The following is a 14,383-nucleotide window of genomic DNA, read 5'->3' as shown; positions in this document are numbered from 1 at the left end:
CGCTGAGCGGTCCGCGGATCAGCGCTGGAGAATCGCGACGGAAGCGTTGGCGCCGCGGCCGACGGTGTGACCGAGAGCGGTGCGGGCGCCATCGACTTGCCGGCGTTCGGCGCTGCCGCGCAGTTGCCACGTGAGTTCGACAATCTGGCCGAGGGCCGACGCGCCGAGTGGTTCGCCCTTCGAGAGAAGACCGCCGCTCGGATTGACGGGGAGCGCGCCTCCGCGTTCTCCGGTTCCGTCGGCAACGAATGCGCCCCCGGCACCGCGCGCACAGAGGCCGAGTTCTTCGATGGACAGGATCTCCCGGCCGGAGTCGGTGTCCTGCACCTCGGTGACGTCGAGGTCGGCCGGTCCGAGCCCGGCTTCGGAGAATGCTTCGGCCGCGGCGAGCTCGGTCGGGCTCGCCGGGTCGTCGGCGATCCTCCCCGACATCGGGGTATGCTCACCGAGCGCGCTGCCGGGAAGATGCGAACGGACGACCGAGGCCAGAACGCGCACGGGCGGGCCCACCGGGCCGGGTTTGGCTCCGATCACGACGCATGCTGCGCCCTCGTTAGGGGAGCACAGCATGAATAGCGTGAGGGGATCGCAGACCATCTTGGAGTCGAGGACTTGCTCCTGCGTGAACGGTTTCCGGTACATCGCGTAGGGGTTGTCGACACCGTTGTGATGGTTCTTCACCGAGACGCGCGCGAGGTGCTCTCGCGTTACGCCGCTCTCCTGCATGAGTCGCCGCGCGCGAAGGGCGAAGTAGGCGGGTGCCGGCGTGAGGCCGGCCTTCTCGCACCAGGGAGGGAAGAAGCTGGAGCGGATGATACCGCGAGGCATCTTCTCCATTCCGAAGACGAGTACGGTGTCGCGCTTTCCCGAGGAGATCTGGGACACGCCCAGCGACAGAGCCGCACCACCGCTCGCGCAGCCGGCTTCGACGTTCACGATCGGAACCCCGGACAGGCCGAGGGACGTGAGGACTTTGTGGCCCGCGGCCACGCCGGTGTAGACCGTTCCGCAGAAGGCCGCCTGAAAATCGCCACGGCCGGCTTCGGCTTGCGCGAGCGCTGCGCGTACCGCCTGTTGTCCTAGCTGGGTGACGTCTTTCTCGGCGAAGCGCCCGAACGGGTGCAGGCCGACGCCCTGGATGTACACCGGGCGGCCGCTCACCTGCTCGGCTCCGCGGAGGCCGCGTAGGCCCAGCTGAGGACCTCGTTTCCGTCCTCATCCTCGAACAGGGGGCCGACGGTCAGGTGCATGGGCATGCCACTGCGAAGGGCACCGAGATCGCTTGCCACGAGGCGGGTCACGACGCGGAGGCCCTCGGGGAGGTCGACCAGGCCGAACCCGTACGGCACGGGCCCGGCATATCCCGGAGGCGCGGTGTTCACGACGGTGTGAAGATAGAGGGTCCCGGTCGCTCCGACCTCGGCCGGGGAGACGGCGTCCGACGAGCAGTACGGGCAGAAGTCGGCGGCCGGGAAGTGGCGTTCCCGGCAGGATTCGCACTGTCCCGCCAAGAGTCGGGGCTCGGGGGCGGTGGTGAACAGCCCGGGCTGGATGGCTACCTGCGCCATGGGCTCTAACTCCTACCACCCACCGGCGCGGAGTGACAGGGCGTGGCGACAGCCGAGACGGTCGTGTAGATCGCCAGAGCCATGCCGCAGGATTCCACTTCACCGCCCCCGCGTCCTTGTCTGGTTTGCGGGGCAACGGGAGCGAAACCCCTCCACGGCAACGGGAGTCCGCTGTGGCGTTGTCGATGCGGATTGGTCTTCGTCGACCCGATCCCCACGGCGGACGAGATCTCGGAGCGCGAAGACGAGGCGTTCCATGGTGGCCTCGTCGACGAGACCACCGAGATGTTCTCGGCGTACTACCGCGACTACGTGGACGATCCGGTGGTCCGCGGGTTCCGTGCGACGGTCGACCGGCTTCGGGAAATGACGGGCGGGGGCAGTCTCGTCGACGTCGGGATCGGGACCGGTCTCTTGCTCCATCTGGCGGCAGAGGGCGGTTTTCGCGCGCTCGGTTGTGAGATCTCTGGGGGAGCGGCCGAGAAGGCGCGCGAGGAGTTCGGCGTGGAAGTGCAGGTCGGCGATTTCCTCGAGGCCGAGTTCGAGACGCCGCCCGACGCGATCACGATGGCCGACGTGGTCGAGCACACCCCGAATCCGCGGGTCTTTCTCGAGCGCGCGGCCAAGGTGCTCCGGCCCGGTGGGGCTCTCTTCGTCGCGGTGCCGAATCATCGCTCGACGATGTATTGGGCCGCCGACGTCATCGCGCGGATCCCCGGGATCGCCGGGATGGCGCAGCGCCTGTACGTTCCGAACCACTATTGGTACTTCACGCCCGATACGCTCGCGAAGCTCGTCGAGGAGTGCGGCTTCGAAGTAAAGGAAGTGCGCGGCGAGAGCCCGTACCTCGGTCGATACGCGTTCTCGCCGCTGGTGAAGCTCGGTCTCGCGACTCTGATCCGCGTCGGGGAGTGGACGGGGCTCGAGGCCAGAGCTGAGATCTACGCCGTACGGCGAGACTCCGCCGAGTAGATCCTTCGTTGACTGGCCTTCGCACGCGGTGGTACCAGAATTGGTGGGAAAACGGCGCCTTACGTGCGTCTGGCCGCTGCCTTCGCGGTGCGGCAGCGGGCTTCCGGCCACGCCCACGAGGGTAAGATGAACCTGCGTCTGGCGCGCTATATCGACCGTTGGGTCGGCCTCGGCATCTGTTTCGTGCTCTGGGCCGCCGCGCGCCTGCTGAGTGCGGGGCGTCTGGTCCCGGCGCTGTTTGCGACGACGCCTCCCGGGACCACGCCGCTCTCCGAGCCGCGTCGTGTTCTCGCCATCAAGTTCTATGGCCTGGGCAACATCGCGATGATCCTACCCACGCTCGCTGCGATGAAGCGCGATGACCCCGAGGTAGAGATCGACTTCCTCACGCTCCCCGGGAACATCTCACTTCTGGAGCAGAGCGGGTTCGTGACGCGATCGCTCACCGTCGAGGTGTCCAGCCTCGGAGATTTCATCGGCTCGGTCATCGGGTTGTTCAATGCGCTGCGCGGCGGAAAGTACGACGCCGTTCTCGACTTCGAGCAGTTCATGAAGCTGTCTGGCATTTTCGCGTTCCTCTCGGGGGCGCCCGCCCGGATCGGGTTCAACACCGAAGGGCAGGCGCGCGGTTGGCTCTACTCGCATCGGGTCGCCTATGCCGACACGGATCACATGGCCGACATCTTCATGCGCTTGGCCCTGCCGTTCGGCCTCGCGATCCAGCCGGCGCCGCACGTGCGTATCTCGGTTGCCGCAAGCGACCGTGCGGATGCTCTCGCCGCCGCGGGTGTCTCCGACGGCGCCGGCCTCGTAGCGATGCACGTCGGCACGGGGCCGAATTACGGCAAGGTCGCCCTCAAGCGATGGAGCGTCGAGCGGTTTGCCCGGTTGGCCGATCATCTCATCGAGACTCGCGGCGTGCGTGTGGTGTTCACGGGTGTCGGCGAAGAAGAAGCGGATCTCGTCCGCGAGGCGCTTCAGCACATGCGTCACCCGGACGGAGCGCGTTCGCTGTGTGACGTGTTGTCGGTCGGGGCACTCACGGGCTTGCTTGAGGCGGCCACGTTCGTCGTGTCCAATGACACATCGGTCATGCATCTCACCGGCTTGGTCGAGACTCCGGTGGTGGCCATCTTTGGCGCAACGGAGCCGCGGATCTACGGGCCACGTGGCTCGGCGGATCTGGTTTTCTACAGGGCAGTATTCTGCAGCCCGTGCCTATCCAACTATAATCTGAAGATGAGCCGATGCGTGGATCCGGTCTGCATGCGGCAGATCGAGGTCGCGGAAGTCGTCGCAGGCATTGATGCTCGCTTTCCCGCGGCCAAGGCCGTCTGAACCTTCGCGAAGGAAGTCATGGAAGCTCTCGTAACCGGATCCTCCGGTGTTCTCGGTCACAGCGTGGCGCCGCAATTGGCTGCCCGCGGGGATGACCTTCGCCTCTTCGACATGGTGGCCCCTCCCGAGAGCTTGCGAGGTCGGCTCTCGACCGCGGGTGTGGATCGCGTTCGCCTGCAGGAGATCGCTGGCGACATGCGTGATCTCGCCGCACTGGAGAAGGCTGCTGACGGCGCAGAGGTGATCTATCATCTCGCAGCCGGGCAGCGGATGAAGCCGCAGTTCTCAAATTTCTCCGAGGAAGAGATCTTCTCGATGAACCTCGACGGTGTGAAGAACGTTCTCGCCACCGCGAAGACGTGTCGAGTGCGCAAGGTCGTCTTTATCTCGAGCTCGGCCGTCTACGGACTTCCCGAGGATCGCCTCGTCGGGGAAAGCGACCACACCTTGCAGCCGCTCGGTGCGTACGGCGACTCCAAGCTCGAGGCCGAGGGCCTTTGCCGCAAGGCGATGGAAGACGGGCTCGACATCACTATGCTGCGTCCGATGAGCCTGTTTGGAAACGGGATGACGGGTGTGTTCGTCCTCCTGTTCGATTGGGTGCGGCGCAACCGCCGCGTCTTCATGCTCGGCAGCGGTCTGAATCGCGTCCAGATGGTCTCGGCTGACGACGTTTCGCGCGCAGCGATCCAAGCGGCGGTGGAGCCGGATACCGGCGGGCTCGCGATCAACATCGGGTCGGATCCCGACACCGTGCCGACGGTCCGTGCCCAGGTCGAGGCTCTGGTGAAATACGCCGGCGCCACCTCGAAGTTCACCGGATTCCCGGCGGAGCTTCTCCGGAACGCCGCGCGGGTGCTCAATATTTTCGGGATATCGCCGATCGTGCCGGAGCACTATCTTCTAGCCGACCGGAACTTCGTTCTGGATATTTCGCTCGCCCGTGAGCGTCTGAAGTGGCGGCCCGAGAGCGACAACGTCAAGATGACCTGTGATGCCTACGATTGGTACTACGAGAACTGGCAGGATGTCGCGCCCAAGCCGAACCCGGCGCTTCGACTCCTGGAGGCGCTGACGTGAAGCTGAGTACCTATGCCGCGCTCGCCAAGAAGGCGTTCGAGGCGAATTTCCGGCGGCTCGATCATCCGTTCAAGCTGACTTTCTGCATCACCTACTGGTGCAACTACAAATGCCAGACGTGCAATATCTGGCAGATGAAGCCGCGCGATGAGCTCCGGCTCGACGAGATTCAGCAGATCTTCAAGAAGTCTCGCGACTTCCTCTGGGTCGATCTCACCGGCGGCGAGGTCACTCTGCGAAAGGACTTCGTCGAGGTTGCGCACGCGGTCATAGACAACTCGCCGAACCTTCTACTGCTCCATTTCCCGACCAACGGGTATCTCTGCGACCAGATCGTCGAGAACACGAAGGCGATCATCGATCGTCGTCCCGAGAAGTTGATCATCACCGTCTCGATGGACGGCGATGAGGCGATGAACGACGAGATCCGCGGGATCGAAGGGGGCTGGCAGCGTCAGGTCGAGACGTTCCGACGCCTGCGAGAGATCCCCGGCGTCGAAGTGGTTCTCGGTATGACGCTTTCGAAGAAGAACGTCGATCACTTTGAGCAGGCGTACGCGGCCGCATCGAAGGTGATTCCGGGCCTCGAATATCGCGACTTCCATGTGAACATCGTTCACGAGTCCGCGCACTATCTCGGCAACACCGAACTCGGCCTGCGTGAGCACACGCCGCCGAAGGCGCTTCTCGACGCCGTGAAGAACGTATCAAAGCTCCGTGGATCGCCGACCGGACCGGTGGGGTATCTCGAGCGGCAGTACCTCGAGCATGTCGAGCGCTATCTGATGACGGGCCAGACGCCCGTGCGCTGTCACGCGCTCTCCGCGTCGTGCTTCATCGACTCCTGGGGCAACGTTTTCCCCTGCACGATCTACGACAAGAAGATGGGGGCGCTGCGCGATACCGACTACGATCTCCGTAAGATCTGGGCGGAGCCTTTGGCGGTTCAGACGCAGAAGGAGATCTGGAAGTACGATTGTCCGCAGTGTTGGACACCGTGCGAAGCGTATCAGTCGATCATGGGGAACTTCCTCGTTCCCGGACGGAAGACACCGACGGAGAGTGCGGCGGCGGCCGAGCCGCCTGCCGTCTCGGGTCAAGCCTGAGCGGGCGGGTTAGCGAACGGCCTCGGTGAGCCAGGCCGCATAGGCGTCGTCAACCTCGGATGCCGAAAGGGCCACGATTTCGGGGACGTTGTACGAGTGCAGCTCGCGTATGGCGGCGGCGAGTGCGTCGAAGCGGGCGCGCGTGGTCTTGCTGACGAGAAGGACCTCGGAGTCATCGCAGATCTCGCCCTGCCAGGCGTAGATCGAACGCACGCCCGGCACGAGGTTTACGCAGGCGGCGAGCTTCCGCTCGACGAGGGCGCGCGCGATGTTGCTCGCTTCCGCTTCGCTGCCTGCAGTGGTGAGCACGACGACGGCGTCGTTCGTTTCGTTGGAGAGCATGGCCTCAATCGGGTATCAAATCGCCGGGAACGCGGTCAATTCAGTCGGCGCTCGGGTGCACCCGTACCTCGTGTGTCGCACTGGAACCACGGTAGACTAGGAGTCGCTGTGTCGGTTCGTCGTACGTCCACGTGTCGTCGGGCCCGAGCCCGACGACGAAGCCCTCGTCGTACAAGGCCGACGAAAGGAAGATCTCCGTCGGGTCAGGTGGGCTGTGCTCGGGGTCGTCCTCGAACCGCAGAGAGAATTCCAGAGTGCGCGCGTTGAACGACATCGACGTCGGGATGCCTGCGATGCGCCGCGCGTACGGCCGGCTGAGGAGCGCCTCGACCGGCCCCAGGTCGGCGGCAGGAGAGTCTGCGCCCCGCGGCCGGAGCGCGTAGAAGGCGCCGCCGGCGAGGTGCTGGTCGAGGAGGTCGAGTGAGAGGAGCACCATGGCGGGCGAGGTGACGGGGAAGCCTCCTGCCGAGGTGGGAGGCAGGTCGCTTCCGAACGCACCCACGAACAGAGGGGCCCGCGCTCGGTCTGCGGCCTCCGTCGCGCGGTCGTAGGAGTGCGACAGCGGGTTGCCGTCGCCCGAGTGCGGGGGCCCGAGTCGCTCGGTCCAGATGTGGGGTGAATAGATCGCAGGCGTCTCGAAGGGTGCCTGGCCCTCGATGCGGGCTTCGATGTGGACCGGTGGCTCGTACAGGAGTGCTCCGAGCGCGCCTGCGCTCGCGATCTTCTTCTGCAGTTCCTCGGCGTAGGGGCGCAGGTGTTGAGACTCGAACGTTGCTGCGGGGAAACAGTTCCCGGCAGACGGCTCCTCGAGGACGTCGAATCCGAGGATGCGGGCGTCTTGCGCGTAGTGTCGCGCGACGACCTCCCACGTTGCGGCGTAGTGGGTTCGAAGGGGGATCTTGTCTGGTCCGCGTGAGCGCCAGAAGGCGCACGACGGATCGTCCTCGGAAGGGATCGAGTCGCACACCCAGTTCGGGATCGTCGGGTCGCTCCCGTCGCAGGCGCCACGTGGCCAGGGTCTCATGCTGAAAACCACGGCTAGGCCGCGTGCGGCCGCCATCCGCACGATCGGATTCACCCGCATCCAGAGGTACTCGGTCGTGCGCTGTCCCGGCTTCGGCTCGATCAGGGCCCAGGAGAGCGGCAGCCGGATCAGGTTCATTCCGAGCCGCTCCATCCCGGCGAGCGTCAGGTCGACCGCTCCACCCATGAGACTACTTTCCAGCCCGTCCTCGGTGACGGTGTATGTCGCACCACGCAGGATCACGACGCGGCCGCGCCGGTCTCGAATCCACTCCGAGCCGACACGGGTCTCGAGTGGTTCGAGGGTGGGGGCCGCGAACGGCCCGCGCTCGGTGCAGCCCACGAGCGCCACGAGGGCAGCGAGGACGGCAAGCGAGATCGTGGCTCGGATGGGCACCGAGTCGAACCGAGCAACCGTAGGTCAAGAAATCAAGAGCGGCTGGGGGGAGACGTTCTCGATCCATGCTCGGTCCATCCGGCGAGTGCCTCGTGGACGAGGCGCCCGTCAGGGCAGGGCCCCGCCGATCCGGCTGAGTTCGCCCGAGAGGCGGGCGACGTCACGCAGGAGGGTTCGGTCCACGATGACGGAGATCTCGGCCTTCATCGCAAGATCATATGTCGTACTTTTTTCCCTACTCCAGTCCCGTTCTACACCACCCGTCGATCCAACGTGCGGTACTGGAGGGCCTCGGCGACGTCTGCGGCTTCGATCGATTCGTGTGCGGCCAGGTCTGCAATCGTGCGGGCGACACGCAGCACGCGAGAGTAGGCGCGGGCGGAGAGGCCCAGGCGGTCGACGCCCGTCTCGAGGAGGGCGCGAGCGGCCGTGCCGAGCCTCGTGTCGCGCTCGAGGTGGGTGGGGCGCATGGAGGCGTTCGTTGCGCCCGGGGTTTCGGCGAGGCGTTTGGTCTGGCGCACCCGCGCGGCGACGACCCGGGCGCGGATGGATTCGGAGCTTTCGCCGTCGGCGGTTCCGAGGAGCTCGTCGCGGGCGATCGCGGGCACTTCGACGTGGAGGTCAATGCGGTCGAGGAGAGGGCCGGAGAGGCGCCGGCGGTAGCGCTCGACCGCGCCGGGACGACAGATGCATTCGCGGGTCGGATCGCCGGCATGACCGCACGGGCACGGGTTCATCGCGCACGCGAGCATGACGTCGGTGGGGAACTCGCAGGTCTGGCCGACGCGGGAGACGACGATCGATCTTTCCTCGAGCGGCTGCCTGAGAGCCTCGAGGGCGCCGCCTGGGAACTCCGGAAGCTCGTCGAGGAAGAGGACGCCTCGGTGGGCGAGGGCGACCTCTCCGGGACGGATCGGGCGCCCGCCGCCGAGAAGCGAGGCGCGCGACGCGGTATGGTGCGGTGCGCGTAACTGGCGCGTGCCGATGAGCGACCGGTCGCCGAGCATTCCGGCGACGCTGTGTACGGCAGTGCATTCGAGGGCTTCGGCGAGCGAGAGGTCTGGAAGAATCGTGGGCAGTCGCCGTGCGAGCATTGTTTTTCCCGAGCCGGGAGGGCCGACGAGCAACAGGTTGTGTGCACCGGCCGCGGCGACTTCCAGCGCGCGCTTCGCGGCGGCTTGGCCGCGGACCTCGCGCAGGTCGAGGTCCGGCGTCGCGCGGGCTGCAGCGAGCATGGCCTCGTGGTCGACGCGACACGGCGCGATGTCGTCTTCGCCGCGAAGGTACGCGACGACCTCTCGCAGGTGGCGTGCGCCAAGGACCGTCGTGACGCCGGCGACCGCCGCTTCGGGGGCGTTCTCCTGCGGGAGAATGAGGGTCGTGAGAGACGCGCGGCTGGCGCTGAGCGCGGCGGGGAGAGCGCCGTGAATCGGTTTCAGGCGACCGTCGAGTGCCAGTTCCGCCGCGACGAGGAGGCCGCGGACGCGGGGAGCGGGGATTTGATCGAGTGCGGTGAGTACGCCGAGCGCGATCGCGAGGTCGAAGGTCGCGCCCCCTTTGCGAAGGTTCGCGGGTGCGAGGTTCACGGTGATTTTTCGGTCCGGAATGTCGAAACCCGCGTTGCGCAGAGCGGCTCGTACCCGGTCCTTCGCTTCGCGCACCGCGCCGTCGGGCAGCCCCACGATCGCGAAGTGGGGCAGCCCGAGTGCGACGTCCACCTCGACTTCGACCAATTGCGCGGACACGCCGGAAACGACGCACGAGTGGACCTTTGCCGTCATGAGAAACGCCGCTCGGGGCGTGCTCTGGGCTACGGGATGTGCGGAGGGGTTTGCAGCGTGTGCGTACCGGTCTGGAGCGCATACTGCGGGCTCCGTGGCCTGCGCCGCCGTAGCTTCATCTCGTTACCCCACGAACCAGTCCAGATACGTCGAAGAAAGAGCCGAAACCTGGCTCGCCCCGTATCTGCTCGCGAGCGATCCGACGGGCTAGGGAGTGTCGGCACCGGGGCCGCTGGCCCAACCGGTGAAGCCGCGAAGCGACCGCCCGTCAGCGCTTGCGCTGCAAGTCCCGGTACATCCGCGTGTGTCGCCGGGACGCGTCGCGGCGCCCGAGGCGCGCATACAGCCGCGCGAGGCGATGATGCGTGTCCGCGTGGTCCGGGTCGATGTCGAGCACGGCGTTGTACCGTTGGATCGCGAGACGCGGGTTCGACTGGTCTTCGGCGAGGATGCCCAGGTTGAACGCCGCCGTCCTCTCGTCTTCGTCGAGCAAGAGCGCATCGCGGTAGAACTGTTCGGCCTCGTCGAGGTTGCCGGCTACGTGCTCGAGCCGACCCAGGTTCACCATCGCCGGAACGGCAGTCGGGTCGAGTTCCAGCGCTTCGCGGTATGCGGCTTTGGCGTCCTCGGCGGCGTGTTGCTCCATGGCGAGGCCGCGGGTGAAGGCTCGATAGGCGGCTCGGTCGTCCTCTTCGTCGTCCTCGACGATACTCTCGACCCGGCGTCGCTTCTTGGGGGAGTTGAAGCCAAGGAGGAGTTGGCCGCTGCCCAGGCGCCAACGTCGCCGACCCTCGGAGACGATGACCTCGTCGCCCTCGACGGTGAGACTGACACTCGACACGTCTCGTTCGGGGGGCAGGACGGCGCGAAGGTCGCCGACGACTTCCGCCACGCGGCGAGGCCCCAGGCGGGCTTCGAGCAGCGTGCGGGTAGCGCGAAGGACAAGTAGGTCGTGTAGCGAGTACTCGAACCGCCGCCGCACGCCGCGCTTGGGCATGAGGAAGCCGGCATGGACGCAGCGCCGGACACGGGACGGCGTCAGCTTCGCAAGGCGAGCCATATCGCGCGTGGTGAAGACCTCGCCCGCGATGGTTGCCGTGGACGTCCTGTTTGTGTCGTTAGCGCTCAATCTCGATCCGCCATGTGTCGGGCAACTTCGTGACATCGAGGACGACGTAGCCGTGCGCTTCGGCGGCCCGCGGGATGTCGCGAACCGCACGCGGGTCGTCGACGATCAGCGCGAGGTGCGCGCCGACCGGCATCTCCTCCAGCCGGACCTTCGCGCGTGCCCAGTTCAATGGGCAGCGAACGCCACGCAGAGCCATCTCTTCGGTCTCGCGAGGGTCGTTGGGTGCCGCCTGCGACATCAATCGGCGTCGCTGGTTCCAGTGCCGGTCATGGAATCGCCGGCCTTCTTGAAACCCTCGCCGGTCTTGTCGATCGCGTAGCCGACCCCTTTTCCGGTCTCCTCCATCGCTTTATCGAGCGCGTTGCCCGTGGCCCTCCCGGCGGTATCGAGGCCGTTCTTGGACTCAGTTCCAGCCTTCTGAATGCCGGCTTCGACGGAGTTCGCGGCTCCCGCCGATTCCTCGTCGCGTACCGGGCTGGCGACGGCGCCCGCTAGGAGGCCTGTGACGGCAACGCCGGCGATTTGGGTGTTTCGCAGCATCGATCTTGTCCTCATTGCAGGATGGGTGGCGGCTCGGCCTCTTCGATCGGGCCGAACTGGGCTTCGTAGCGGCGAACATTCTCTTCGAGCGCGCGCAGCAAGCGCTTGGTGTGCCCGGGCGAGGCGATCACACGCGAACGCAGTTGGGCCACGGGCTCGCCCTGGTTCCCGCCCTGCGGCTGCACGAAGAGGAAGTCGAAGACGAATTCCTCCTTGCGGTGCGTGATCATGGCGAGATTAGAGTACACGCCCGGGGTGATCGCGGCGTCGGCCTGGACCGTGACGGCGCGCGCGGGCCCGTGGCCAGTCTGAGGTTTGGTTTCATCGGACATCGTGGGGCAACATGCCATGCCCATGCGGGCGTGTCACCGGCGTGTGCGCGTTTCTTCTCCAGGAGGTATGCCGGACCTGTCGATGGCGACCTACACGATCAAACGTGGCGCGGGCGATCCCAGTCGCTGGCAGATCGACTACCGCGGAGAGCTGAACGAGGCGCAGCATCGTGCGGCAACCACGCTCGACGGGCCTGTTCTCGTCGTTGCGGGTGCCGGAAGTGGGAAGACGCGGACGCTGACGTACCGAGTGGCGCGCCTGGTCGAGGGTGGCGTTCCGGCGCGCTCGATTCTTCTGCTGACCTTCACGCGTCGAGCCGCGTCCGAGATGTTGCGACGGGCCGAGGGGCTTCTGCCCGGAGGGGAACTCGGGGCGGTCACCGGGGGTACCTTCCACTCGTTCTCCAACACCGTCCTGCGTCGGTACGGAGGCCTGTTCGGGTGGCCCGAGAAGTTCACCATCCTCGACCGCAGCGACTCGGAGGACACGCTTCAGCTGGTGCGGACGCGACTCGGGCTGGATCGCAAGGAGCGCCGATTTCCGCGGAAGAGCACCCTGGCGCGGATTTTCAGTACCGCCACCAATAAAGGGGTGACGATCGAGGATCTGGTCGAGACGGATCACGCTCACCTTCTCGACGACGTGGAGGACATGCTCCGCTGTCACGAGCAGTACGTCTCCTACAAGACGGAGCACCAGCTCCTGGATTACGACGACCTGCTGCTTTCGCTCCGCGACCGGCTGGCGGAACATCCCGACTTCGGCGAGCGGCTCCGGTCGGTCTATCGCTACGTGATGGTGGACGAGTACCAGGACACCAATGCGCTGCAGGCAGAGATCGTCGAGCGCATGGTGGGCCCGACCGGCAACGTGATGGCCGTTGGCGACGATGCGCAGTCGATCTACGGCTTCCGCGGGGCGGACGTCGGCAACATGCTTCGCTTCCCGGAGCGTTTTCCCGGCGCGCAGGTCATCACTCTCGAGGAGAACTACCGCTCGAGTCAGGCGATCCTGGATCTGACGAACGTCGTGATCGAGAAGGCGACCGAACGGTACTCGAAGACGCTCTTTACGAGCCGCGGCCCCGGTCCGACCCCGCTTCTGATCCCCGCGCCGGACGAGCGCTGGCAGAGCCTGTTCGTCCGCCAACGCCTTCTCGAGTTGCGGGAGGAGGGTGTCTCTCTCTCCGATATGGCGGTCCTGTTCCGCTCGTCGTTCCATTCCTTCGACCTGGAACTCGAGCTGGCCCGTTCGGGTGTGCCGTTCGTGAAGCGAGGCGGCTTCCGGTTCGTCGAGACCGCGCACGTGAAGGACGTGGTGGCCCACCTTCGGGTGCTGGACAACCCGCGTGACGTCGTGTCGTGGCACCGTCTTCTGTTGCTGCTCGAAGGCGTGGGGCCGCGCGCGGCGGAGACGGTCGTGGATTGGCTCCTCGAAGGAGGGCGGGGGCCGGGCGCACTCGCCGACCCGCCGAGCGGGCCGGTGATTCGTCGTCGCGTCGGGGACGCGCTACGGCAGCTGGGCGTATTCTTCGCCGGCCTCGATCCGCAGCGGCACGGGCCCGCGGAGTTGGTTCAGGCCGTGGTGGATCAGTACCGCGGCACACTGGAGCGGGTTCATCGCGACGACGCGCCCAAGCGGATGAGGGATCTCGAACAGTTCGTCGTTCTTTCGGAGCGCTTCCAGGACCTCTCGGAGCTCCTGACCGACGTGGCGCTCGAGCCGCCGAACGACTCGGTTGGCGACGTGATGGCCGTGGACGCCGGTGAGGATGAGCAGCTCACGCTCTCGACAGTGCACTCGGCAAAGGGGCTCGAGTGGGATGCCGTCTTCGTCATCTCCGCACTCGAGGGTCGTTTCCCCTCGCAGTACTCGGTCGAGGACGAAGACATCGAGGAGGAGCGGCGCCTCATGTACGTCGCCTGCACGCGTGCGCGGAACCATCTCCACTTGAGCTACCCGACTCTCGTGCACGACCGGCAGTTGGGCCCGGTTCCTTCACGGGTGTCTCGCTTCCTCGACGATCTTCCGCCCGGCCTTCTCGAAGCCGTGCGGCTCGTCGACGAAGAAGAAGGGGAAGAGTTCTAGGACTCTTCCTTTTGCGAGCGGCCCTCGATCTTGTCGACGGTCGCGCGGAGCAGCGCGAGTCCGCGCTGCACATCGACTTGGGGCGGCGGCACAGCAGGCTCTCGCGGTGATTCGGCCGTCCCTCCCGGCGCGAGCGCCGTACCCTTCGTGATGATCCGAAAGAGGTATGCCTCGCGCTGGTAGAAGCCTCTGGAGTGATACGAGTTCGGCAGATCGAGCAGCCGCATGTCGAGGTGATGGCCCACCTCGTGCAGGAGGGTGCGCAGGAACGTCCGCGTGGCCACGACGTCCGCTCGCTTTGCGGTCCGCATCCAGACGCTGATCTGATCCTGCTCGGTGCCCTCGGCCGGTCGGTAGATGCCGTGGAGCTCGCCTTCTCCATCGGGCGGTCGCCGGCCCTGCACCCGGATCGTCGCGCTCGGCATCGACAGACGCCGACTCAGGCGATCCACGAGGGCTTGGGACGCCCCCTCGGCCTTCAGGCGGTTCTCGGAGGCCAGGGCCCGGTCGATGGCTAGGGCGATCTTGCCCAAGCAGGGGTCCGGGGGCAGGGGGACCTTCGAGAGCTTTTCGCTCCGCTGATACTCCCGGCGCTCGTCGGCCGGTAGCTGCTGCCACCACTCGTTGGCCATGGGCTCCGGCCCCTTGTGCCAGCAGGCCTCGCTGCAGACAAGGCGGTCTGTTTG

General features: G+C 66.2%; 15 protein-coding genes. 5 read left to right on the top strand and 10 right to left on the bottom strand.

What is annotated here, in order from left to right; translation table 11 throughout:
• Positions 1–18 precede the first annotated feature (18 nt).
• Positions 19–1,161 carry a thiolase family protein gene (locus P8R42_22640; protein ID MDG2307395.1) on the bottom strand — a complete coding sequence of 381 codons (1,143 nt, stop codon included), beginning with the start codon at positions 1,159–1,161 and terminating at the stop codon, positions 19–21.
• Entirely contained in the window at positions 1,158–1,568 is a 411-nt protein-coding gene (locus P8R42_22635; GenBank protein ID MDG2307394.1) for an OB-fold domain-containing protein, read from the bottom strand. Before P8R42_22635 ends, P8R42_22640 begins: the two co-directional genes overlap by 4 nt.
• 192 nt (positions 1,569–1,760) lie before the next feature.
• On the opposite strand from P8R42_22635, the gene P8R42_22630 reads away from it, so the two are divergent.
• The 4 genes from P8R42_22630 (at position 1,761) to P8R42_22615 (ending at position 6,064) form a co-directional block, all read left to right on the top strand.
• Entirely contained in the window at positions 1,761–2,540 is a 780-nt protein-coding gene (locus tag P8R42_22630) for a class I SAM-dependent methyltransferase (protein ID MDG2307393.1), read from the top strand.
• Between the two features lie 126 nt (positions 2,541–2,666).
• Entirely contained in the window at positions 2,667–3,878 is a 1,212-nt protein-coding gene (locus P8R42_22625; GenBank protein MDG2307392.1) for a glycosyltransferase family 9 protein, read from the top strand.
• Positions 3,879–3,896: 18 nt separating this feature from the next.
• Positions 3,897–4,958 (top strand): NAD(P)-dependent oxidoreductase, encoded by a 1,062-nt coding sequence (locus P8R42_22620; protein ID MDG2307391.1) that lies wholly within the window; start codon positions 3,897–3,899, stop codon positions 4,956–4,958.
• On the top strand, positions 4,955–6,064 hold the full coding sequence (locus P8R42_22615) for a radical SAM protein (protein ID MDG2307390.1): 1,110 nt from the start codon (positions 4,955–4,957) through the stop codon (positions 6,062–6,064). The genes P8R42_22620 and P8R42_22615 overlap by 4 nt, the downstream gene beginning before the upstream one ends.
• 9 nt (positions 6,065–6,073) lie before the next feature.
• On the opposite strand, the gene cutA is transcribed toward P8R42_22615, so the two are convergent.
• From cutA to P8R42_22580, 7 genes are all read right to left on the bottom strand, one after another.
• Positions 6,074–6,406 (bottom strand): divalent-cation tolerance protein CutA, encoded by a 333-nt coding sequence (cutA, locus tag P8R42_22610; GenBank protein MDG2307389.1) that lies wholly within the window; start codon positions 6,404–6,406, stop codon positions 6,074–6,076.
• A gap of 40 nt (positions 6,407–6,446) precedes the next feature.
• A complete protein-coding gene (locus P8R42_22605) occupies positions 6,447–7,826 on the bottom strand; it encodes a cellulase family glycosylhydrolase (GenBank protein MDG2307388.1) in 1,380 nt (459 codons plus the stop codon).
• 251 nt (positions 7,827–8,077) lie between these two features.
• Positions 8,078–9,607, bottom strand: a complete 1,530-nt coding sequence (locus P8R42_22600; protein ID MDG2307387.1) for a YifB family Mg chelatase-like AAA ATPase — start codon at positions 9,605–9,607, stop codon at positions 8,078–8,080.
• A 268-nt stretch (positions 9,608–9,875) separates the two neighbouring features.
• Entirely contained in the window at positions 9,876–10,736 is an 861-nt protein-coding gene (locus tag P8R42_22595; protein ID MDG2307386.1) for a tetratricopeptide repeat protein, read from the bottom strand.
• Positions 10,726–10,974 (bottom strand): sulfurtransferase TusA family protein, encoded by a 249-nt coding sequence (locus tag P8R42_22590; GenBank protein ID MDG2307385.1) that lies wholly within the window; start codon positions 10,972–10,974, stop codon positions 10,726–10,728. Before P8R42_22590 ends, P8R42_22595 begins: the two co-directional genes overlap by 11 nt.
• Positions 10,974–11,276, bottom strand: a complete 303-nt coding sequence (locus P8R42_22585; GenBank protein ID MDG2307384.1) for a hypothetical protein — start codon at positions 11,274–11,276, stop codon at positions 10,974–10,976. The genes P8R42_22590 and P8R42_22585 overlap by 1 nt, the downstream gene beginning before the upstream one ends.
• An 11-nt stretch (positions 11,277–11,287) precedes the next feature.
• The gene (locus tag P8R42_22580) at positions 11,288–11,608 is read right to left on the bottom strand and encodes a DUF3467 domain-containing protein (protein ID MDG2307383.1); all 321 of its coding nucleotides are present in this window, start codon (positions 11,606–11,608) and stop codon (positions 11,288–11,290) included.
• Positions 11,609–11,690: 82 nt separating this feature from the next.
• On the opposite strand from P8R42_22580, the gene P8R42_22575 reads away from it, so the two are divergent.
• On the top strand, positions 11,691–13,697 hold the full coding sequence (locus P8R42_22575) for an ATP-dependent helicase (protein MDG2307382.1): 2,007 nt from the start codon (positions 11,691–11,693) through the stop codon (positions 13,695–13,697).
• Here P8R42_22575 and P8R42_22570 read toward each other — a convergent pair.
• Complete coding sequence (locus P8R42_22570; GenBank protein ID MDG2307381.1) at positions 13,694–14,329, bottom strand: hypothetical protein; 636 nt, start codon at positions 14,327–14,329, stop codon at positions 13,694–13,696. The genes P8R42_22575 and P8R42_22570 overlap by 4 nt on opposite strands.
• Positions 14,330–14,383: the final 54 nt, after the last annotated feature.

It is taken from the genome of Candidatus Binatia bacterium (assembly GCA_029243485.1).
Classification (GTDB): Bacteria; Desulfobacterota; Binatia; order UBA12015; family UBA12015; genus VGTG01.
Note: the sequence above shows the minus strand (reverse complement) of the source record. Positions and strands in the feature narration are given on the sequence as shown.